16 protein-coding genes and 2 pseudogenes are annotated in these 20,682 nt (G+C 65.3%); 16 read left to right on the top strand and 2 right to left on the bottom strand.

Annotation, left to right across the window (positions count from 1 at the left end; genetic code table 11):
- Genes ACHMW6_RS20995 through ACHMW6_RS20970 form a run of 6 tightly spaced genes read left to right on the top strand, consistent with a single transcriptional unit; the run spans nucleotide 1 to nucleotide 9,373 of the window.
- Nucleotides 1–2,859 (top strand): CocE/NonD family hydrolase, encoded by a 2,859-nt coding sequence (locus ACHMW6_RS20995; RefSeq protein WP_395399584.1) that lies wholly within the window; start codon nucleotides 1–3, stop codon nucleotides 2,857–2,859.
- Nucleotides 2,860–2,867: 8 nt separating this feature from the next.
- The gene (locus tag ACHMW6_RS20990) at nucleotides 2,868–4,073 is read left to right on the top strand and encodes a 2-hydroxyacyl-CoA dehydratase (protein WP_395399582.1); all 1,206 of its coding nucleotides are present in this window, start codon (nucleotides 2,868–2,870) and stop codon (nucleotides 4,071–4,073) included.
- Nucleotides 4,070–5,359: a 2-hydroxyacyl-CoA dehydratase gene (locus ACHMW6_RS20985; RefSeq protein WP_395399580.1), complete on the top strand. Its 1,290-nt coding sequence runs from the start codon at nucleotides 4,070–4,072 to the stop codon at nucleotides 5,357–5,359. Before ACHMW6_RS20990 ends, ACHMW6_RS20985 begins: the two co-directional genes overlap by 4 nt.
- 7 nt (nucleotides 5,360–5,366) lie before the next feature.
- Entirely contained in the window at nucleotides 5,367–6,620 is a 1,254-nt protein-coding gene (locus tag ACHMW6_RS20980) for a CaiB/BaiF CoA transferase family protein (protein ID WP_395399578.1), read from the top strand.
- A gap of 18 nt (nucleotides 6,621–6,638) precedes the next feature.
- The gene (locus ACHMW6_RS20975; protein WP_395399576.1) at nucleotides 6,639–7,892 is read left to right on the top strand and encodes a nitrate/nitrite transporter; all 1,254 of its coding nucleotides are present in this window, start codon (nucleotides 6,639–6,641) and stop codon (nucleotides 7,890–7,892) included.
- Entirely contained in the window at nucleotides 7,886–9,373 is a 1,488-nt protein-coding gene (locus ACHMW6_RS20970) for a hypothetical protein (RefSeq protein ID WP_395399574.1), read from the top strand. The genes ACHMW6_RS20975 and ACHMW6_RS20970 overlap by 7 nt, the downstream gene beginning before the upstream one ends.
- A 75-nt stretch (nucleotides 9,374–9,448) precedes the next feature.
- Here ACHMW6_RS20970 and ACHMW6_RS20965 read toward each other — a convergent pair.
- Nucleotides 9,449–10,347: pseudogene (locus ACHMW6_RS20965) on the bottom strand (LysR substrate-binding domain-containing protein).
- 108 nt (nucleotides 10,348–10,455) lie between these two features.
- Between ACHMW6_RS20965 and ACHMW6_RS20960 the strand changes: the two are divergent.
- The 10 genes and pseudogenes from ACHMW6_RS20960 to ACHMW6_RS20915 all read left to right on the top strand — a co-directional run bounded on the left by ACHMW6_RS20960 (nucleotide 10,456) and on the right by ACHMW6_RS20915 (nucleotide 19,723).
- A pseudogene (locus tag ACHMW6_RS20960) lies at nucleotides 10,456–11,534 on the top strand (4-oxalomesaconate tautomerase).
- Nucleotides 11,535–11,558: 24 nt separating this feature from the next.
- On the top strand, nucleotides 11,559–12,884 hold the full coding sequence (locus ACHMW6_RS20955; RefSeq protein ID WP_395399572.1) for an MFS transporter: 1,326 nt from the start codon (nucleotides 11,559–11,561) through the stop codon (nucleotides 12,882–12,884).
- Between the two features lie 8 nt (nucleotides 12,885–12,892).
- Nucleotides 12,893–13,918: an amidohydrolase family protein gene (locus tag ACHMW6_RS20950; protein WP_395408677.1), complete on the top strand. Its 1,026-nt coding sequence runs from the start codon at nucleotides 12,893–12,895 to the stop codon at nucleotides 13,916–13,918.
- Between the two features lies 1 nt (nucleotide 13,919).
- On the top strand, nucleotides 13,920–14,618 hold the full coding sequence (ligK, locus tag ACHMW6_RS20945; RefSeq protein ID WP_395399570.1) for a 4-carboxy-4-hydroxy-2-oxoadipate aldolase/oxaloacetate decarboxylase: 699 nt from the start codon (nucleotides 13,920–13,922) through the stop codon (nucleotides 14,616–14,618).
- The gene (locus ACHMW6_RS20940) at nucleotides 14,608–15,531 is read left to right on the top strand and encodes a DUF1932 domain-containing protein (protein ID WP_395399568.1); all 924 of its coding nucleotides are present in this window, start codon (nucleotides 14,608–14,610) and stop codon (nucleotides 15,529–15,531) included. Before ligK ends, ACHMW6_RS20940 begins: the two co-directional genes overlap by 11 nt.
- Nucleotides 15,528–16,469 carry an amidohydrolase family protein gene (locus tag ACHMW6_RS20935; RefSeq protein ID WP_395399566.1) on the top strand — a complete coding sequence of 314 codons (942 nt, stop codon included), beginning with the start codon at nucleotides 15,528–15,530 and terminating at the stop codon, nucleotides 16,467–16,469. Before ACHMW6_RS20940 ends, ACHMW6_RS20935 begins: the two co-directional genes overlap by 4 nt.
- Nucleotides 16,456–16,881 (top strand): protocatechuate 4,5-dioxygenase subunit alpha, encoded by a 426-nt coding sequence (gene ligA, locus ACHMW6_RS20930; RefSeq protein ID WP_395399564.1) that lies wholly within the window; start codon nucleotides 16,456–16,458, stop codon nucleotides 16,879–16,881. The genes ACHMW6_RS20935 and ligA overlap by 14 nt, the downstream gene beginning before the upstream one ends.
- A 1-nt stretch (nucleotide 16,882) precedes the next feature.
- Nucleotides 16,883–17,740: a class III extradiol dioxygenase subunit beta gene (locus ACHMW6_RS20925; RefSeq protein WP_395399562.1), complete on the top strand. Its 858-nt coding sequence runs from the start codon at nucleotides 16,883–16,885 to the stop codon at nucleotides 17,738–17,740.
- Nucleotides 17,737–18,693, top strand: coding sequence for a Gfo/Idh/MocA family oxidoreductase (locus tag ACHMW6_RS20920; RefSeq protein WP_395399560.1), 957 nt, complete (start codon nucleotides 17,737–17,739; stop codon nucleotides 18,691–18,693). Before ACHMW6_RS20925 ends, ACHMW6_RS20920 begins: the two co-directional genes overlap by 4 nt.
- A gap of 1 nt (nucleotide 18,694) precedes the next feature.
- Nucleotides 18,695–19,723: an aldo/keto reductase gene (locus tag ACHMW6_RS20915; RefSeq protein WP_395399558.1), complete on the top strand. Its 1,029-nt coding sequence runs from the start codon at nucleotides 18,695–18,697 to the stop codon at nucleotides 19,721–19,723.
- Here the strand turns inward: ACHMW6_RS20915 and ACHMW6_RS20910 are convergent.
- Nucleotides 19,701–20,579, bottom strand: coding sequence for an alpha/beta hydrolase (locus tag ACHMW6_RS20910; protein ID WP_395399556.1), 879 nt, complete (start codon nucleotides 20,577–20,579; stop codon nucleotides 19,701–19,703). The two genes, ACHMW6_RS20915 and ACHMW6_RS20910, sit on opposite strands and share 23 nt — an antisense overlap.
- Between the last annotated feature and the right edge of the window lie 103 nt (nucleotides 20,580–20,682).

Here is a 20,682-nt window from a genome sequence, read left to right as displayed (position 1 = left end):
ATGAAACTGATTCTTGCATCCATCGCCGCGACCCTGGTCGCGACAGGCAGCGCGGCTGCCGCCCAGGGCGGATTCGGCCAGCCGCTGCCGCCGGACCAGAACGAAGCGGTGCGCACCTCCTTCTATATCCCGATGGCGGACGGCACGCGCCTTGCGGCCGACCTGTACCGGCCGGCGAAGAACGGCGTGCCGCTGCCCGGCAAATTTCCGGTGATCCTGCACGCGGCTGCAGCCCGTAGCCGCCTGGACGACAAGGCGGACCGCTCGGGCGCTGGCCGGTTCTCTTCCCAGATGATCAACCTGGCCAACCACGGCTACAACTATATGGTGGTCGAGCGGCGCGGCCTGGGCGCCTCCTTCGGCGTGCGCCGCGGCTACCATGACCGCACCGAAGCGGGCGACTCGCGCTACCTGACCGAATGGGCGGCCAGCCAGCCCTGGTCGACCGGCAAGGTGGGTGTATATGGCTGCTCGAATACCGGCGACGCGGCCATGCACTTCCTGACCAATGCGGCCCCACAGCTGAAAGCCGTCTTCGCGGGCTGCTTCAACTGGGACAAGTACAGCGGCGGACGCCGCGGCGGCGTGCTGGCCAACTGGGGCACCGGTCCGCAATCGAGCTTCGAGCAGGACATGAAGGCCACGCCTGTCGATGGCGACGAAGAACGCGTGCTGCTGCGCCAGGCGGCGATGCAGCACAGCGCCAACACACCGCTGCTGGACCTGTGGTCCGGCATGCCATATCGCGATACCGTGTCGCCGCTGACCAAGACCGCATTCTGGGAAGAGGGCAGCATCGGCACCTACGCGGACAAGGTGCGCGAATCCGGTGTGCCGGTCTATATCCAGGGCGGCTGGCAGGATGACTTCAACGCCCAGGGCTTCATCACCTTCGTCAACCTGAAGCAGCCGGTCAAGCTCATTGTCGGCAACTGGAAGCACTGCACCAGCGACGATTTCGCGATGACGGCCGAAGCGCTGCGCTACTTCAACTACTGGCTGAAGGGCGAGGCGAACGGCATCATGGACGAGCCGCGCATCCATTACGAAACCGTGAACGCGGCGCCGGCCGGTTCCCACGCCTGGCGCACGACCAATGTGTGGCCGCTGGCTGCAGCCGCCCGCGATACCGTGTATCTGTCCGATGGCAAGGCGCTCGCCACCCAGGTGCCATCCACCGCAGCCGGCAAGGCGACCTTCCAGGTCGACTACAAGGTGAGCTGCGCGCAAGGCACCGGCCTTGGCCCAACTTGCCCGCAGGACGACAAAGGCGCCACCTTTACCAGCGCCCCGCTGGCGGCGGACATGGAAGTCACAGGCCACCCGCTGGCTGACCTGTGGGTCTCCTCCAGTGCGACAGACGGCCCGGTTTTCGCCTATCTTGAAGATATTGCTCCGGATGGCGCCATCACGATGGTCAGCGAAGGCCGCCTGCAGGCTTCGCAGCGCAAGCTGTCCGCGCCGCCGTACGCCTTGCCGGGCATCCCCTGGCACAGCTTCCGCGCTGCCGATGCGGAGCCGATGGTTCCCGGCCAGCCCGCTCGCCTGGTGTTCGACATGCTGCCCATATCCTATGTGTTCAAGGCCGGCCACCGCTACCGGGTGACGGTGACGGGCGCCGACCCGCGCGAGAAGCTGCGCCACGAAGTTGCGCCTGCACCGGTATTGACAGTCTATCTACGACCGCGCGCATCCTTCGCGCATCGAACTGCCCGTCGTGAGGTAAGCGCAATGGCTGACGTAAAACTGCTCATGGTCGGCGACCTGGTGATGGACGAGCCGGATCCGGACTTTTTTTTCGCGCCTTCACGCGAAACGCTGCTGTCCGGCGACCTGGTGGTCGGCCATGTCGAAACGCCATATACGCGGCGCGGCACCGAGCTGAAGTCCGATATCCCGGCCGAAGCGGCCGATCCGGACAAGCTCTCGGCCTTGTCCCGTGCCGGCTTCCACGCCGCCAGCCTGGCCGGCAACCATGTGTACGACTGCGGCGATGAAGGCGTGGCGGACACCGTCGCCGGCCTGCGCGCCAACGGCATCGCGCCATTTGGCGCCGGTTCCAACCTGGAAGAAGCGCGCTTGCCGGCGGTGCTGGAAAAGCGCGGTGTGCGCTTCGGATTCCTCAGTTATAACTGCGTGGGGCCGAAGGATTCCTGGGCCGGTCCGAAGAAGGGCGGCTGCGCCTATGTGCATGTGATTTCGCACTATGAGCAGGAAGGCGCGAACCCGGGTGGCCCGCCGCTGACTTATACCTTCCCCGTGCCCGCCACGATCGACGCCATGCAGCAGGATATCGAGCGCCTGCGCGGACAGGTCGACGTACTGGTCGTCGCCTTGCACAAGGGTCTGGTGCATACGCCTGCTACGCTGGCCATGTACGAGCGTCCTGTGGCCAAAGCCGCCATCGAAGCCGGGGCGGACGTGGTGATCGGCCACCATCCTCACATTGCACGCGGCATTGAAATCTACAAAGGCAAGCCGGTGTTCCACGGTTTAGGCAACTTCGTGACGGTCACGCGCGCGCTGAATGTGGAGGGCAACGATCATCCGGCGCGCCGCGCCTGGGCCGAGCGCCGCAAGAAGCTGTTCGGCTTCGAGCCGGACCCGCGCATGCCTTGCTATCCCTTCCATCCGGAGTCGCGCAATACGATGATCGCCGATGTGCGTGTGCGCGCCGACGGGTCTCTCAGCGCCGGTTTCCTGCCGTGCTGGATCATGGAGAGCGGGCAAGCGGAAGTGCTGGGGCCAGATGCCCGCGGCGAGTCCGTCGTGAACTACTTCCGCGACATTTCGCGTGCTGCCGGTTTCCAGACCGGCTTCCACTGGGATGGCGACCGCGTTGTCGTCACTCCGAACTGAAGAGAATAATGAATACACATCGCACAACGGAGATCTCGCCCGCCGACGCGCGTGCTGCCTTGCGCGCCGCCTGCGCCGATCCCTATGCCTCCGCCCGCGCCGCCCGCGCGGCCGGACGCAAAGTGGTCGGCTACATCAGCCATTCCGTCCCGGTGGAGCTGATCGAAGCCGCCGGGTGCTTCCCGGTGATGCTGTCCGGCGACCCGACGCAGCCGACCGAGCTCGCCGACCGCTTCCTCGACGATGACTTCGACGGCGCCACACGCTCGCTGCTGCAGCAGCTGCTGGCCGGCCAGTGCGACTTCCTCGACCTGCTCATCGTGCCCCGCGCCTCCAACGAGCTGCTGCACCTCTACTACTTCCTGCTGGAGATCGCCCGCATCGAGCCCTCGCTGCCTGTCCCGCGCGTGGAACTTTTCGACGTGCTCAACACGCCGTTCCATTCCACCGGCGTCTACCTCCAGGGCCGCATCACCGCGCTCGCCGCAACGCTCGCATCCCTCGCCGATGCGCCCGGCCGCCCCGCGTCCGACGGCGCCGAATCCGCCGCCGCGCTAGACGCTGCCGCGCTGCGCGCCGCTGTCTCGTCCAGCAACGCCACCCGCCGCCGGCTGCAGACGCTGAATGCGCTGCGCCGCCAGTCGGAGCCGTGCTTCTCCGGCAGCGACATGCTGCTCGCCATCCGCGCCGGCGGCGCCATGGACCTCGCCACCCACGCCGGCCTGCTCGACGCGCTGGCCGGCGCCGCGCCCGAGCCAGCCGTCGCCCCGCAAGGCCCGCGCCTGATGATCAAGGGTGCCGCCCACGACAACACCGCTTTCTACGACCTGGTCGAAGCGCAGGGCGCCGCGATCGTCGCCGACGACCACTTCTCTGGCGAGCGGGTTTTCGAAAAGATGATCAGCGAGGACGCCGACCCCGTGACAGCACTCGCCGAGCACTACCAGCTGAACGTCCCAACGATCCGGTCGTACCCGCAAGCCAGGCAGGACCAGCGCTTCGAAGAGCTGCTGGAAGAAGCGAAAGTGCAGGGCGTGATCATCCTGCACGACGAATTCGACGACACCATGGGCTGGGACTGGCCCGCCCAGAAGCGCATCCTGGAAGACCGCGGCATCCCATACGTAATGCTCGACCGCCAGTCCTACCACCGCCCCGACCGCGAAGCGCAACAAGCCGCCGTCGCCAACCTGATTGCGAGGATCGCCAAATGAGCCGGCCTGCCAACGACCGCCTGCAATCGACGCTGGCCGCCAACGAGCACCAGAAGCAGGACTTCATCAACTTCCGCAAGCGCGTGCTGGAAGCGGGGGAGCCGTATGTAATCTCGGACGCCGTGGCGCCGGCAGAAATCCTGCACGCGATGGACATCCCCGCGGTGCCGGTAGTCTGGTACTCGGCCATTATCGCCGCCAAGCAGCTGTCGCCGCATTACTTCTCGCTGATGGACAATCTGGGTTACCACGACCGCCTGCCGCGCTACACCAGCCTGCCGCTGATGACCACACTGGACGGCGACCCGGAACGCGCACCCTACGGCGGCCTGCCGAAGCCGATGATGTTCCTGTCCCGCTTCCGCGACGACTACTGCCAGCGCATCACCGAAACCTGGTCGCGCGCCTTCGGTGGCGTGCCCGTGTTCCCGCTGGAGTCCTCGTCCAGTACGAAGCTCGGCCCAGAATGGTGGCGCCGCTCCTTTCACGACTGGGAAACGCTGTACGAAACCCACCGCCTGGACTTCCAGGTGGCGCAGCTGGAGCAGTTGATCCGCACGGTGGAAACCCTGTCCGGCCGCAGTTTCAGCCAGTCCGAGTTCGTGCGCCAGATGCACCGCATTAACGAAGCGGGCGAAATCGTGGAAGAGATCCGCGACATGATCGCCCAGGCCCGTCCGCTGCCGGTGCCGCTGACGGAGCAGCTGTCCAATGTGATGGCGCCGACCTGGGACCGCGGCAGCGAGTGGTCGGTGAACCACCTGAAAGCCTATCGCGACGAAGTAAAGCAGCGCATCGCTGAAGGTGTCGGCGCCTGCCCGAACGAGAAGTACCGCCTGCTGTGGGTGGGCAATGGCCTGTGGTTCAACACCAGCTTCTACCGCGCCTTCGAGGAAAAATACGGCGCCGTGTTCGTGTGGTCCATGTACTCGAACTTCCTGTCGGACGGCTACCGCCGCTACTTCGGCGAAGGGCAGGGCGATGCGCTGCGCGCGCTGGCTTCGCGCCACATCAGCATGAACGAGCAATTGCACCAGCCGCCGTGGATGGCGGACTGGGTGGTCGAACAGGCCCGCATCTACGGCGCGGACGGCGCCGTGATGCTGGTGCCGCAGCACGACCGCATGGCCTCCTTCGGCTCCCGGTTGACGCGCATGGCGCTGGAGAAGGCCGGCATTCCCGTGGTGGAACTGCACGCCAATATGGTCGATGCCCGCCTGTGGGATGACGAGAAGATGAAACGCACCGTCGAAGAATTCATAGAAACGCGCCTGGCGCAAAAGTGAGAGAGACATGAACGAAGAGATTTCAGCACTGCCCCGGCCACTCGAGGGCATCACCATCCTGGACCTGACGACCGCGCTGGCCGGCCCGTACGCCACGCTGATCCTGGCCGGCCTGGGCGCACGCGTGATCAAGGTCGAGAACCCGAAGAACCCGGATTCGGCCCGCACCAACTCGCCCTACCTGGGGCGCGACGGTATCAAGGTGGCGCGCGAACATGAGGACGACTACTCGCTGGCTATGCTGGAACGGGGCCGCAACAAGGAAGCGATTACGCTTAACATGAAGCATCCGGAGGGCCGCGCGATCTTCCTTGACCTGGTCAAGCACGCGGACGCGGTGGTGGAAAACTTCAGCGCCGGCGTGGCGGACCGCCTGGGCATCGGCTATGAAGACTGCGCCAAGGTGAATCCGCGCATCGTGTTCACCGCCATCAGCGGCTTCGGCGCCAACGTGAATCCGAAGCAGAACAAGGCGATGGATAATATCGTGCAGGCGATGAGCGGCATGATGATGGCGTCCGGGAATCCGGGCGAACCGCCGGTGCGCGTGGGCATCCCGTTCGGCGACCTGAGTGCGCCGCTGTTTGCCGCTATCGGCACGCTGGCCGCGCTCATGCAGGCGCGCCAGACGGGCCGCGGCCAGCATGTGGACGTGTCCCTGCTGGGCGCCTTGTCCGCCCTGGTGGCGGCCGAGCCTTTCGACATGATGCAGAAGCTGGGCCGCGAAACGCGTTCCGGCAATTTCATGGCCCGCCTGGCGCCGTTCGGCGTGTTCCCTACAAGCGACGGCTATATCTCGATCTGTGCGCCGAAGGATGAATTCGTGCGTGGCCTGTTCCGCGCCATGCAGCGCGAAGAACTGCTTGGCGACGAGCGCTACGGCACGCGCGATGCCCGCGTCCGCAACCACATCGAGCTTCATGACATGGTCAGCCAGTGGACCCGCACCATGACCACCGAACAGGCAGCCGACTTGCTTGCCGATTACGATGTGCCGAGTGGTCCAGTGCGCAATCCGGGCGACGCAATGCGCGATCCGAACTTGCTGATGCGCGGCGAAACGACCAAGCTGGAACACCCGCAATACGGCGCGGTGGAGGATATCGTGGTCGGCGGGCTGCCGATCCGCATGTCCGGCGCCTTCACGGGCTTCGACAAGCCGGCGGTGACGCTGGGCGCCAGCAACGAGGACGTGTACCGCACCATGCTCGGTTACAGCGACGAACAACTGGCCGAGCTGAAACGCGACGGCGTAGTCTGACCAGGGAGACAAGACATCATGATGACCGACGATTCCGTTTCTCAAATGGCCGTCCACCGGCGATGGGTAGTGTTCTACCTGGCGACCGTATTTGCCATGATGACGATGCAGATGTCCAGCCTGGGCTTCTCTCCGCTGCTGCCGGACATCCAGCGCGAATTCGAGATGAGCTTCTCGCAGATGGGCATGTTTACCGGCATCTACGGCATCGTGGCGCTGATCGTCAGCATCCCGGCCGGCATCATGGCCAAGCAGTATGGCGAGAAGAAGGTGCTGGCTGTCGGCCTGTTCATCCTCGCGCTCGGCCTGTTGGGACTTTCGTTCGCGGAGAATTTCGGTGAAGCGATCACGGCGCGCGCCGTGTGGATCTTCGGCTACCGCCTGGCATTCGTCTGTGTGATGACGGCCATTGCGCTGACCGCGCCGCCGAACCTGAAGGGCAGGGCAATGGGCGTCCTCGGCGCTGCGTCCGCGCTGGCGACCGTGGTTGGCGCGCCGTTCTGCGCCGAGATTGCGAAGACCCTTGGCTGGCGCCACGCCATCATGGGCTTCGGCGCGATGGCGATCGTGGGCATGCTGGTCTTTGTGTCCTTCTACAAGCAGCGCGCTGAAGTGACGAAGCCGGGCGCCGGCGGCAGCGAGCAAAAGCGCGGCGCGTTCTCCGCCTTCCGTGTGCCCATCGTCTGGACGATTCCCCTGCTGGGCCTGACCAATGCCGGCGGCTTCGCTGCGACCTTCTTCCTGCCTTCGGTGCTGAAGGCGGAATTCAATATGGACGCCACGGCCGCGGCAGGGGTGATCAGCATCGCTTATATCGTCGCGATCTTCGTCAACCCGCTGTGCGGCTACCTGGCTGACCGCTTCAACCGCTGGCTGGTCCTGGCGGGCATGATGCTGATGATGATTCCCGCCTCGCTGGGCATGATGTCGCACAATATCCTCGTGTTCCAGATCTGCGCCACTGGCCTGATCTCGCTGGGCCTGGCCTCGACCAACCAGCTGTATCCGACCATCGCCGAGTTGATGCGCGGCCGCGACGTCGGCCCGCTGATGGGCATTACCGCGCTGGGCGGCGGCATCTTCGGCTATCTCGGCCCGCAGGCGCTGGGCTGGCTGCGCGACTGGTCCGGCGGTTTCACGGCCGGCTGGTATGCGCTGACCGGCGTGGCAGCCTTCGCCGCTTGCCTGATCCTGTTCCTCAAGGGTTACGCGGACCGCAACAACGCACGCCTGGCGCGCCACGCTGCGATGATGGAGGCCAAGCAATGCTGAAATCCCTGCCTACCCGCGCCGTGTCCGGTCTCGCCTCTGCCCTCGCATTTGCGAGCTCGTTCGCCGCCACTTCGGCATCCGCCCAGCCGGCGTCCGCTGCGTCGCCTGCACCAGCCGCTTCGGCCACGGCTGCCATCCCGGCTGCCGTGCAGACTACGCAGGGTGCGCTGCGCGACGGCACGCCTTACCGCATCGACTATCCCGAGCGCTGGAATGGCGTGGTGCTGATCGGCCTCGATTACGCATCCCGTCCGCCTGGCGCGGATGCAACGGCGCTGCTGGCCGAGGGCTATGCGCTGGCCGGCACCACGCGCACCGTCACCGGCTGGGCGATCCACCGGTCGGCCGCCAACGCGATCGAGACCCTGGATCTCTTCGAAGCGAAGTACGGCAAGGCCAAGCACGCCGTCGAACTGGGCCAGTCGCAGGGCGGCCATACGGCTGCCGTGTCGATGCAGGCCTACCCGGCGCGCTGGGCGGGTGCCGTGGTCAAATGCGGCGGCCTGTCCGGCTCCGTCGGCCAGTGGCAGGCCAAGCTGGACGGCCTGTTCGTCGCAAAAATGCTGATCGCGCCGCAATCGTCGCTGCCGGTGACCGGCATCGCAGCCGACTGGCAGCAGACCGCGCTGCCCGCGTGGACGGAGGCCCTTAACGCGGCCGAAAAAACGCCCGCCGGCCTGGCCCGCATCGCTCTGGCTGCGCGCATCGCCCAGCTGCCCGAATGGTCCGATCCGGCCAAGCCGCAGCCGGCGTCCGGCGACGCACACGCCCGCGCACAAGGCCTTGCAGACAGCCTGGTACGCAGCCTGCTGCGCCAGGCCATGAGCAGCCGCTCCGAGATCGAGCGCCTTAGCGGCGGCAATATCTCGTCCAACGAAGGTGTTGACTATGGCGCGCTGCTGGCAGCGCTGGATGGCGATGGACTGATTGCCTCGCTGTACCGCGAGGCCGGCCTCGATCTGGCCGACGACCTTGCCCGTCTGGCCCGCGCGCCCCGCCTGCGCGCCGATCCGGCGGCCAAGGCCTTCGTCGCCACCGGCGTGTTCGATGGCCGCCTCGCCATGCCCGTTCTTACGCTGAGCGCTCTCGGCGACGCGATCTCGCCGCCGGCCTCGCAGTCCTTCTACGAAGGCGCCGTGGGCGCGGCGGGGAAGGGCGCCTTGCTGCGCCAGGTCTATACCAACAGCGCCGGGCATTGCGGCTTTACGCCGGCGGAAACGGTCGCCAGCGTGCACACGCTGATGCAGCGGATTGACAGCGGCAAATGGCCCGAGACCAATGCTTCGTCGATGACGCAGGCGGCTCAAGCCACACAGCTTGGCGCGTCCCGCTTCGTCGACTACACCCCGCCGCGCTTCCAGCGCAGCTACGACAGCTGCCAGCTCCTGCGCGACCTGCAGCAAGCCAAGGCCGATCCCGTGCGCTTGCCCGGGCAGGCCCTGCCCGCGTGCGTCGCCCCTCAGACAGCGGCGGGCCGCTGACTCTTTAGAACCCAAGGCCCAAAGCAGGTGTCTGCCACGATGTGGCAGACACCAGGTTCCCGCCGTGGGTTTTCGCTAGCGGGTCAAGATTTCACGCGCAAGGCTATCGAGCAAAACCAGCATCGCCTTCTGCGTATCCGTCGCTGGCCGCCGCGACGGCGTCGCCAGCGACAAGCGCGACATCAACGGCGGATCCCCCACCCGCCGCACCGCAAACCGTTCCGGCTGCGGCGCGGTACTGACGGCGTTGCGGGGCAGGACAGCCACTCCAGCGCCATCGGCGACCAGCTCCAGGATCGCCGCCACGCCATCAATCTCCACCGCAATCCTGGGACGCAGCCCCAGTTCCAGCATGCGCGCCTCCACCACCATGCGAATGGCATTGGGACGGCTGGGAATCACCAGCGCCATCTCCGCAATCTGCGCCAATTTGACGGGAGCGGCGCCGGCGGCGCATCAACGGCGCGCTGCACCAGCAGCAGCTCCTCGTCGATAACAGGCTGCAGGTCCAGGTCAGGCGAAGAATTCGCGTTATACAGCATTGCGATATCAAGCCGTCCCGAAAGCAGCGATTCCTGCATGGTCGTGGACAAGCCCTCGGTAATCGACAACGTCGCATCCGGCAGCTGCTTGCGGAACGCGCGCGTGATCGGTACCGTGAGTATTTTGGCAATAGTTGGCGGCAAGCCAACGGCCACGCTCCCCGCCAGCGACCCCCGCACGCGGGACAATTCCTCGCGCAGCCGCTCCACCTGATGCAGCACCCCGCGCGAATGCTCGAGCAGCACCTTGCCGGCCTCGGTCAGCGTGACGCCGCGGCCATTGCGTACCAAAAGTGTTTGCCGCAGCTCGACTTCCAGTAAGCGCACGTGGCGGCTCAGTGCCGGCTGGGCAATATCCAGCAGGGTGGCGGCGCGGCTGAAACTACCGAGTTCCGCCACGCGCACGAAATAGCTAAGCTGTTTGAGGTCCATCCGATTGCATGAAAAGTTGAGGGCAGTTCAGATGATATAACAAAATGCGATAACAGCTAGAAGCGCCGCCCTCTGGGACATCACGGCGTCCAGGCGCAGAATGAAACCATGCAAAAACCTCTCAAAACCCTCTTCATGCGCGGCGGCACTTCCCGCGGACCTTCTTCCTGGAGTCCGACCTGCCCGCCGATACCGCAGCCCGCGATCGCGTGCTGCTGGCGGTGATGGGATCGCCCGATCCGCGCCAGATCGACGGCATGGGTGGCGCCCACCCGCTGACCAGCAAGGTTGGCATCGTGCGCAAGAGCACTGTGCCTGGAGTGGATCTCGACTTCCTGTTCGCCCAGCTGCAGCCGAACAAGGATACCGTGGACACCACGCCGAACTGCGGCAATATGCTCGCCGCCGTCGTGCCCTTCGCGCTGGAGACCGGCCTGGTGCCGCCGCAGGGCGATACCACCACCTTGCGCGTGCTGACCCTGAACACGGATATGCAGTGCGATATCACGGTGCAGACGCCCGGCGGCCAGGTGAGCTATGAAGGCGAGGCGCGCATCGACGGCGTGCCCGGCACCTCCGCCCCGATCACCATCAATTTCCTGGACACCGAGGGCTCCGTCTGTTCCAGCCTGCTGCCGACGGGGAATGTGCGCGACGAGATCGATGGCGTTGAAGTCACCTGCATCGACAACGGCATGCCGCTGGTGCTGTTCCGCGCCGAAGCCGTTGGCCGCACGGGCTACGAAAGCGTGGACGCATTGAATGCGGACACCGAACTGAAAGCCCGCATCGAACGCCTGCGCATCGCCTGCGGCCACGCCATGGGCCTGGGCGACGTCACCAGCAAGAACTACCCGAAGATGACGCTGATCGCCCCACCGCGCGATGGCGGCAACCTGTGCACGCGCAGCTTCATCCCCCACGTTTGCCACGACGCGATCGGCGTGCTGGCGGCTGTCACCGTGGGCACGGCCTGCGTGCTGCCGGGCACCGTGGCCGATGGCGTTGCGGTGGTGCCGGCCGGCCAGCGCCGCACCATCTCGGTCGAGCATCCGACCGGTGAATTCAGCGTGGAACTGGAAACCGATCCGGAACGGGAAGGCAAGGTCACGCGCGCCGCACTGCTGCGCACCGCAAGACTGATCATGCGTGGTGAAGTGATGGTGCCCGCCGCGGCCTGGCAGTAAATATAAAGAGACGGAGGAGACAATATGGATAATCAGCGCGCCTTAGACGTGCAGGAGTTCCTGGACCAGCAGCCTTTCTCGGCCTATCAGTGGCTGGTGTTCGCACTGTGCTTCGCAGTGGTCCTGCTGGACGGCTTCGATACCGCGGCCATCGGCTATATCGCGCCATCGCTGATGGGCGAGTGGGGCCTGAGCAAGCCGCAGCTGGCGCCCGTGCTGAGCGCCGCCCTGATCGGCCTGACCTGCGGTTCGCTGACGGCGGGTCCGCTGGCCGACCGTTTCGGCCGCCGGCGTCCCCTGGCCGGTTCCGTCCTGCTGTTTGCAATAGCCAGCCTGTTTGCCGCCGAGGCGCAAAGCCTGGAACAGTTGACCATCTTCCGCTTCATTACCGGCATTGGCCTCGGCGCCGCCATGCCGAACGCCGTCACCCTGATGAGCGAATACTGCCCGCGTGCGCGCCGCGCCACGCTGACCAATGCCATGTTCTGCGGCTTCCCGCTTGGCGCAGCGCTGGGCGGCTTCATCGCGGCCTGGATGATTCCGCAGTGGGGCTGGCGCAGCATCCTGCTGGCTGGCGGCGTGATGCCGCTGGTGCTGGCGGTGGCGCTGCTCCTCAGCCTTCCCGAGTCGGTGCGATTCATGGTGGCGCGCGCCTGGCCCGCTGAACAGATCAAAAACGTGTTGTCGCGTATCGGTGAAATCGCATCCTTCCAGTCCTTCTACCTGGCCGAAACCCGCGCCGCGGAAGACAAGCAGGGCGGCGTGCGCGTGATCTTCTCCCGCCGCTACGCCTTCGGCACCGTCATGCTGTGGCTGACCTACTTCATGGGCCTGGTGATCTTCTACGCCCTGGTGAACTGGATGCCTATCCTGTTCAAGGAAGCCGGCCTGTCGCCGAAGGACGCAACCATGGTGGCAGCGCTGTTCCCGCTGGGCGGCGTCGGCGCCGTGGCTTTCGGCTGGCTGATGGACCGCTACAACCCGGACAAGGTGATCGCCATCGGCTTCGCCCTCACCGCCTTCGCCATCTTCGCCATCGGCCAGGTGGTCGGTGAATTGGGCGCCCTGGTGGTCGTGGTGCTGGTCGCCGGCACGCTGATGAACACTTCCCGATCCTCGCTGCCGGCCCTGGCCGCGCAGTATTACCCGACCTCGGGCCGCGCCACCGGCGTGGCCTGGATGCTGGGGGCAGGGCGCGTTGGCGGCATCGCCGGCTCCTTCCTCGTCGCCCAGCTGGCCGCCATGCAGCTTGGCTTCAGCGCCATCCTGACGGTGCTGGCCATTCCCGGCCTGCTGGCAGCGGCCGCACTGATCGCAAAACAGAACTTCATCTCCAAAGGCAAACAATGAGCAAGCCATTGATCATCGATATCCACGGCCACTACACCACCGCCCCGAAGGCGCTGGAAGACTGGCGCAACCAGCAGATCGCCGGCATCAAGGATCCATCCGCCAAACCGCGCGTGTCCGACCTGCGCATCAGCGACGACGAGCTGCGCGAGACCATTGAAGCCAACCAGCTGCGCCTGATGAAGGAACGCGGTTCGGACCTGACGATCTTCTCGCCGCGCGCCAGCTTCATGGCCCACCATATCGGCGACTTTGAAGTCTCGTCCACCTGGGCCGCTATCTGCAATGAGCTGTGCTACCGCGTGAGCCAGCTGTTCCCGGACAGCTTCATCCCGGCGGCCATGCTGCCGCAGTCGCCCGGCGTCGATCCGGCCACCTGCATCCCTGAGCTGGAAAAGTGCGTGAAGGAATATGGCGCGGTCGCCATCAACCTGAATCCGGACCCGAGCGGCGGCCACTGGAATTCCCCGCCGCTGACCGACCCGCACTGGTTCCCCATCTACGAAAAGATGGTGGAGTACGACCTGCCAGCCATGATCCACGTCAGCACCAGCTGCAACAGCTGCTTCCACACTACGGGCGCCCACTACATCAATGCCGACACCACGGCCTTCATGCAATGCCTGACCGGTGACCTGTTCAGCCGCTTCCCTACGCTGAAGTTCATCATCCCGCACGGCGGCGGCGCGGCGCCTTATCACTGGGGCCGTTACCGCGGCCTGGCGCAGGAGATGAAGAAGCCGCTGCTGAAGGACCACCTGCTGAACAACATCTTCTTCGACACCTGCGTCTACCACCAGCCTGGCATCGACCTGCTGACCAAGGTGATCCCGGTCGAGAACGTGCTGTTCGCCTCCGAAATGATCGGCGCCGTGCGTGGCATCGATCCGGAAACCGGCAACTACTACGACGACACGAAACGCTATATCGACTCGGCCGCCCTGAGCGACGAGGACCGCTTCAAGATTTTCGAAGGCAATGCACGCCGCGTATATCCGCGCCTGGATGCAGCCCTGAAACAGAAAGGACGTTGAAATGACCACCCCATCCTACAACCAGCTTGGCATCGTCAAGCGCAGTATCGAGCGCGCCGACGGCGCCGTGGCCGAGAAACTGGGCCAGCTGGGCAGCGCCACCGTGCACGAGGCGATGGGCCGCATGGGCCTGATGAAGCCTTATATGCGCCCGATCTACGCCGGTGCAGCGGTCGGCGGCACGGCCGTGACCGTGCTGCTGCACCCGGGCGACAACTGGATGATGCACGTGGCGGCGGAGCAGATCCAGCCGGGCGACATCGTGGTCGCCGCCATCACCGCCGAATGCACGGACGGCTATTTCGGCGACCTGCTGGCCACCAGCTTCATGGCGCGCGGCGCCAAGGCACTGATCATCGATGCCGGCGTGCGCGATGTGCGCGTGCTGACTGAGATGGGCTTCCCGGTGTGGAGCAAGTGCATCAGCGCCAAGGGCACGATCAAGGCCACCATCGGTTCGGTGAACATCCCGGTGCTGTGCGCCGGCGCCCTGGTCAACCCGGGCGACGTGGTCGTGGCCGATGACGACGGTGTCACCGTGGTGCCGGCGGCCGATGCGGCCCGCGTGCTGGAAGTGGCGACCAAGCGCGAGGCGCTGGAAAGCGAGAAGCGCGCCAAGCTGGCCTCCGGCGTGCTGGGGCTCGATATGTACAATATGCGCGGCCCGCTGGCCGAAGCAGGGCTGAAGTATGTCGACTGATTCGAAAACCTGGCGCATCGGCCTGGTCGGATACGGTGAAGTCGGCCGCATCCTGGCCGAGGACCTGCGCGCCCAGGGCTTCGAAGTCGCGGCTTACGACCTGCGCCAGGACGCTGCCGCCGGCGCGGCCATGCGCGAGCATGCGCAGCGCCACGGCGTTGCGTTGGCCGCCAGCCACGCCGCACTGGCCGACCGGGCGGACCTGATCGTTTCCGCAGTCACCGCCAGCCAGACCGAGGCCGTGGCGCAAGCCGTGGCAGCGGGCGTGCGGCAGGGCGCCATTTTCCTCGACTTTAATTCCGCTTCACCGAACGCCAAGCAGCGTGCCGCAGCGTCGATCGAGGCGGCGGGCGGCCGCTACGTGGAAGGCGCCGTGATGACCTCCGTGCCGCCATATCGCATCGCCGTGCCAATGTTGCTGGGCGGCCCGCACGCAGCGGATGTGTTGCCGCAGCTGAACGCCATCGGCTTCAAGGCGAAGCACGCATCGGACAGGCTGGGTGTCGCCTCGGCCACCAAGATGTGCCGCAGCGTGATGATCAAGGGCCTGGAAGCGTTGGTCATCGAAAGCTTCAGCACCGCCCGCGCCTATGGCGTGGAAGACGAAGTGATCGCCTCCCTGTACGAAACCTTCCCCGGCATGGACTGGGAAAAGCAGGGCAGCTATTTCTTCCAGCGCGTGATCGAGCATGGCCGCCGCCGCGCCGAGGAATTGCGCGAAGTGGCAAATACCGTGCGCGACGCAGGCATGGAGCCGCACGCCGCAGCGGCCATCTCCAAACGCCAGGACTGGGTTGCCGACCTGGCGGACGAAGGGCTTTTCGGCGAGCGCGGCACGCCGCAGTTTGCCCGCAGCGCCGACTGGCGCGATGAAGCCGACCGATTACTCAAACATGTGAAAGCCCAATCGTGAAACAGGAAACCCCATTCACCAAGACACCCGGCTGGCTGGACTGGTACGAAGGCCCGTCCCGCCCCGAATTCAAGGTGCCGGCAGGCGCCGTCGACGCGCACTGCCACGTGTTCGGCCCCGGCGACGAATTCCCGTTCGCGCCCGAGCGCAAGTACACCCCCTGCGACGCAAGCAAGGCCCAGCTGTTCGCCCTGCGCGACCACCTCGGCTTCAGCCGCAACGTGATCGTGCAGGCCACCTGCCACGGCGCCGACAACCGCGCCATGGTCGATGCCTGCCTTTCCTCCGGCGGCAAGGCGCGCGGCGTGGCTACGGTGCGCCGCAGTGTCACCGATGAAGAACTGCAGTCCCTGCACGAAGCCGGCGTGCGCGGCGTGCGCTTCAACTTCGTCAAGCGCCTGGTCGATTTCACGCCGCGCGATGAGCTGATGGAAATCGCGGGCCGCGTGGCGAAGCTGGGATGGCACGTGGTGATCTATTTCGAAGCCGTGGACCTGCCGGAACTGTGGGACTTCTTCACCTCTCTGCCGACGACCGTGGTGGTGGACCACATGGGCCGCCCGGACGTGAGCAAGGATATCGACGGCCCGGAATTCCAGCTCTTCCTGAAGTTCATGCGCGAGAATCCGAACGTGTGGAGCAAGGTAAGCTGCCCGGAACGACTGTCGGTTACCGGCCCCAAGGCGCTCGATGGTGAGCGCATGGCTTATCGCGACGTGATCCCGTTTGCCCGCCGCGTGGTCGAGGAATTCCCGGACCGCGTGCTGTGGGGCACCGACTGGCCACACCCGAACCTGAAAGACCATATGCCGGACGATGGATTGCTGGTGGACCTGATTCCGCATATCGCCCCAGCCGCCGAACTTCAGCATAAACTACTGGTGGAGAACCCAATGCGCCTGTACTGGCCGGAGGAGACGAGCAATGGCGCTCGATAAGCCCTACCTGGATATTCCGGGAACCATTATTTTCGATGCTGAGCAGTCCCGCAAGGGCTACTGGCTCAATCAATTCTGCATGTCGCTGATGAAGGCGGAGAACCGCGAGCGCTTCAAGGCGAACGAGAAAGCCTACCTGGACGAATGGCCGATGACGGAGGAACAGAAGCAGGCCGTGCTGGCGCGTGACCTGAACTGGTGCATGCGCACCGGCGGCAACATCTACTTCCTGGCCAAGCTGGGCGCCACGGACGGCAAGAGTTTCCAGCAGATGGCCGGCAGCATGACCGGCATGACGGAAGAGGAATACCGCAATATGATGATCCACGGCGGCCGATCGGCCGAAGGCAACCGCTACGTCGGCGAAGAAGGCGACGCGCAGGAAAAGAACCAGCCGCAGGGGAAGCACTGATATGGCCCGCATTACCGCCTCCGTTTATACCTCCCATGTGCCGGCCGTCGGCGCCGCCATCGACCTGGGCAAGACCCAGGAGCCATACTGGCAGCCGCTGTTCGAGGGCTATGAGTATTCCAAGCAGTGGATGAAGGATAACAAGCCGGACGTGATCTTCCTCGTCTACAACGACCACGCCACGGCCTTCAGCCTGGACATGATTCCCACCTTCGCCATCGGCACTGCGGCGAACTACAAGCCCGCCGACGAAGGCTGGGGCCCGCGCCCCGTACCGGCGGTGGAAGGCCAGCCGGAACTGGCCTCGCACATCGCGCAGAGCGTGATCCAGGACGATTTCGACCTGACCATCGTCAACCGCATGGAAGTGGACCACGGTCTCACCGTGCCGCTGTCGCTGATGTGCGGCCAGCCCGATGCCTGGCCTTGCCCGGTGATTCCGTTTGCCGTGAACGTGGTGCAGTACCCCGCACCGTCCGGCCGCCGCTGCTTCCAGCTGGGCCAGGCCATCCGCCGCGCCGTTGAATCCTTCGATGCGGACCTGAATGTGCAGATCTGGGGCACGGGCGGCATGAGCCACCAGCTGCAAGGTCCGCGCGCTGGCCTGATCAACCGCGAATGGGACAACGCCTTCCTCGACAAGCTGATCGCCGATCCTGAAGCCGCAGCCGCCATTCCGCATATCGACTATGTGCGCGAAGCCGGCTCGGAAGGCATCGAACTGGTGATGTGGCTGATCGCGCGCGGCGCCATGGCGGACGTCAAGGGCGGCCCCGCACCTGTGGTCAAGCACCGTTTCTATCATGTGCCGGCATCGAATACTGCCGTCGGCCATCTGATTATGGAGAATCCTGAATGAAAACCATCAAAGTGGCACTGGCTGGCGCCGGCGCTTTCGGCATCAAGCACCTGGACGCGATCGCGAAGATCGACGGCGTCGAAGTCGTGTCCCTCATCAGCCGCGATCTGGAAAAGACTGCGGCCGTTGCGAAGCAGTACGGCATCCCGCACGTGACCACCGATCTGGAGGCGTCGCTGGCGCTGCCTGAAGTGGATGCGGTGATCCTGTGCACGCCGACCCAGATGCACGCGCAGCAGGCCATCGCCTGCATGAAGGCGGGCAAGCACGTGCAGGTCGAGATTCCGCTGTGCGACGCCTTCGCCGATGGCGAGGCCGTGATTGCCGCCCAGCGCGAGAGCGGCAAGGTCGCCATGTGCGGCCACACCCGCCGCTTCAACCCGAGCCACCAGTGGGTGCACAAGAAGATCGAAGCGGGCGAGTTCAATATCCAGCAGATGGATGTGCAGACCTACTTCTTCCGCCGTACGAACATGAACGCGCTGGGCCAGGCGCGCAGCTGGACCGACCACCTGCTGTGGCACCATGCCGCGCACACCGTCGACCTGTTCGCCTACCAGTGCGGCAGCCCGATCGTGAAGGCCAACGCCGTCCAGGGCCCGATCCATCCGGAGCTGGGCATTGCCATGGACATGTCCATCCAGCTGAAGGCCGCCAATGGCGCGATCTGCACGCTGTCGCTGTCCTTCAATAACGATGGTCCGCTGGGTACCTTCTTCCGCTATATCGGCGACACGGGCACCTATATCGCCCGCTATGACGACCTGGTGAACGGCAAGGAAGAGAAGATCGACGTGTCGAAAGTGGACGTGTCGATGAACGGCATCGAACTGCAGGACCGCGAATTCTTCGCCGCCATCCGCGAAGGCCGCGAGCCGAATGCCAGTGTGGCGCAGGTGCTGCCTTGCTACGCCGTGCTGCATCAGCTGGAACAGCAGCTGAAGGCTGACTGAGATGGAACAGCGCGCGCTCGGTCCCTTCCGCGTCGGCGCCATTGGCCTCGGCTGCATGAATCTGTGCCATGCCTATGGCGAGCCGCTGTCCGATGCGGAAGCCGAACGCCTGCTGCTCGGCGCCCTGGAGCTGGGCGTCGACCATTTCGATACCGCTGCGCTGTATGGCTTCGGCGCCAGTGAAACGCAGGTGGGGCGGGCTCTGGCCCGTCACCGTTCGCGCTTCACACTGGCCAGCAAGTGCGCGCTGGAGGGCAGGGCCGGCGACGATGGCGTGAAGCGCCGCGTGATCGATGGCCGTCCTGAGGCGATCAGGCGCACCTGCGAGGAAGCCTTGCGCCGCCTGCAGACCGATATCATCGATCTCTATTACCTGCACCGCTGGGACAAGGCCGTGCCCATCGAGGACAGCATGGGCGCCATGGCGGACCTGGTCCGCGAGGGCAAGATCCGCGCGGTTGGCCTGTCCGAAGTATCGGCCGTCACGCTGCGCCGCGCGCACGCCGTGCATCCGATTGCGGCCGTGCAGTCGGAATATTCGCTGTGGTCGCGCAATGCCGAAATCGCGGTGCTGGACGCATGCCGTGACGTTGGCGCGGCTTTCGTCGCGTTCAGCCCATTGGCGCGCGGCTTCCTTGCCGGCGCGATACGCGATGCCGGCGCCGTCGATGCGTGGACTGCTAAGGACCTGCGCCGCGGCATGCCGCGTTTCCAGCGCGAGCATCTGGAAGCCAATCTGCGCTGGCTGCCGGATTACCTGTCGCTGGCGGCCGAAGCCGACTGCACGCCCGCCCAGCTGGCCCTGGCCTGGCTGCTGCATAAGGCGCCGCATATCCTGCCAATCCCTGGCACCACGAAGCTCGCGCACCTCGAAGAAAATTTGCACGCGGCGCGCGTATCGCTCACGCCGGACCTGTTCGCGCGACTTGAAGCGCTGGTCAACGAGCGCACCGTGTCCGGCCCGCGCTACAGTGCGGCCACGCAGGCGGAAATCGATACCGAGGAATTTACTGCCAGTGCTCGCGGATAAAGGTCCCGGCCGACCTTAGCGCCGCTGCCGCGGCGGGCAGGCGGCTATGCCAGATATGCCACTTGTGGATCATATGGGGCCACACCTTCAGCGTCACTTCGACCTTGGCCGTTCCGGCCGCTGCCGCCAGACGCAGGGAATCGTCAAGCAGCACTTCTTCACTGCCGACGTGAATGAGCAGCGGCGGCAGGCCGCGCAGGTCGCCGAATATGGGCGATACCGACGGATCGCGCGCATTGGCGCCATGCAGGTATTGCGTAGCATAGAAGGCTAACGCTGCGGGTGTAACGACCGGGTCCACGCCGGCCTTGCTGTGCAGCGTCGTCCCGCTCATGGTCAGGTCAGCCCAGGGGGACATCAGAAAGGCGGAGCGGGGCTCGGCGGCGCCATGTTTCCTGCAGCGCAGCATCAGGGCCAGCGCCAGGCCGCCGCCGGCGGAGTCGCCGGCGATGGCGACTTCTGCGCCGTGCTGGCTGCGGCGCAGCCATTGGTAGGCTGCCAGCGCATCTTCCAGGGCCGCGGGATACGGCGCCTCCGGCGCCCGCCGGTATTGCAGCGCGAATACGTCCACGCCCGTTTCGAGGCAGAGCTGGCCGGTCAGCATCCTGTATTGGTTTGGCGAGTTGAGGACATAGCCGCCACCGTGCAGGTACAGGATCACCGCATTGCGTTCGCGTTCAGGAGGGCGGGACCACAGGCCGGGCGGGTCGGACGATTCCGTGAATTGCACATTTTCGGGCAGGGGCAGGCTGTCGTGCAGGGCGATGGAGCATGCGCGCATCTGCTCCACCGTCGGCGACGAAGGAAGCTTCGCGCTGGCTTGGCGTATCAGGCTGGCGATGGCGTCGATTTCCATTTTGTGCTCCAAACCCAAGGCAACCCCTGGTGGCTGCCACGATGTGGCAGCCACCTGGTTTAATGCGCTGGCGATGAGCCGCTGCAGCAATTACTCCACGTCC

Source organism: Pseudoduganella sp. UC29_106 (assembly GCF_044055365.1).
Classification (GTDB): domain Bacteria; phylum Pseudomonadota; class Gammaproteobacteria; order Burkholderiales; family Burkholderiaceae_D; genus Rugamonas.
This window is presented reverse-complemented; position numbering and strand designations above follow the sequence as displayed.

Coding starts and splice junctions, on each gene's coding strand:
- ACHMW6_RS20995 (WP_395399584.1), top strand. CDS start 1: ATGAAACTGATTCTTGCATCCATCGCCGCGACCCTGGTCGCGACAGGC.
- ACHMW6_RS20990 (WP_395399582.1), top strand. CDS start 2,868: ATGAATACACATCGCACAACGGAGATCTCGCCCGCCGACGCGCGTGCT.
- ACHMW6_RS20985 (WP_395399580.1), top strand. CDS start 4,070: ATGAGCCGGCCTGCCAACGACCGCCTGCAATCGACGCTGGCCGCCAAC.
- ACHMW6_RS20980 (WP_395399578.1), top strand. CDS start 5,367: ATGAACGAAGAGATTTCAGCACTGCCCCGGCCACTCGAGGGCATCACC.
- ACHMW6_RS20975 (WP_395399576.1), top strand. CDS start 6,639: ATGATGACCGACGATTCCGTTTCTCAAATGGCCGTCCACCGGCGATGG.
- ACHMW6_RS20970 (WP_395399574.1), top strand. CDS start 7,886: ATGCTGAAATCCCTGCCTACCCGCGCCGTGTCCGGTCTCGCCTCTGCC.
- ACHMW6_RS20955 (WP_395399572.1), top strand. CDS start 11,559: ATGGATAATCAGCGCGCCTTAGACGTGCAGGAGTTCCTGGACCAGCAG.
- ligK (WP_395399570.1), top strand. CDS start 13,920: ATGACCACCCCATCCTACAACCAGCTTGGCATCGTCAAGCGCAGTATC.
- ACHMW6_RS20940 (WP_395399568.1), top strand. CDS start 14,608: ATGTCGACTGATTCGAAAACCTGGCGCATCGGCCTGGTCGGATACGGT.
- ligA (WP_395399564.1), top strand. CDS start 16,456: ATGGCGCTCGATAAGCCCTACCTGGATATTCCGGGAACCATTATTTTC.
- ACHMW6_RS20925 (WP_395399562.1), top strand. CDS start 16,883: ATGGCCCGCATTACCGCCTCCGTTTATACCTCCCATGTGCCGGCCGTC.
- ACHMW6_RS20920 (WP_395399560.1), top strand. CDS start 17,737: ATGAAAACCATCAAAGTGGCACTGGCTGGCGCCGGCGCTTTCGGCATC.
- ACHMW6_RS20915 (WP_395399558.1), top strand. CDS start 18,695: ATGGAACAGCGCGCGCTCGGTCCCTTCCGCGTCGGCGCCATTGGCCTC.
- ACHMW6_RS20910 (WP_395399556.1), bottom strand. CDS start 20,579: ATGGAAATCGACGCCATCGCCAGCCTGATACGCCAAGCCAGCGCGAAG.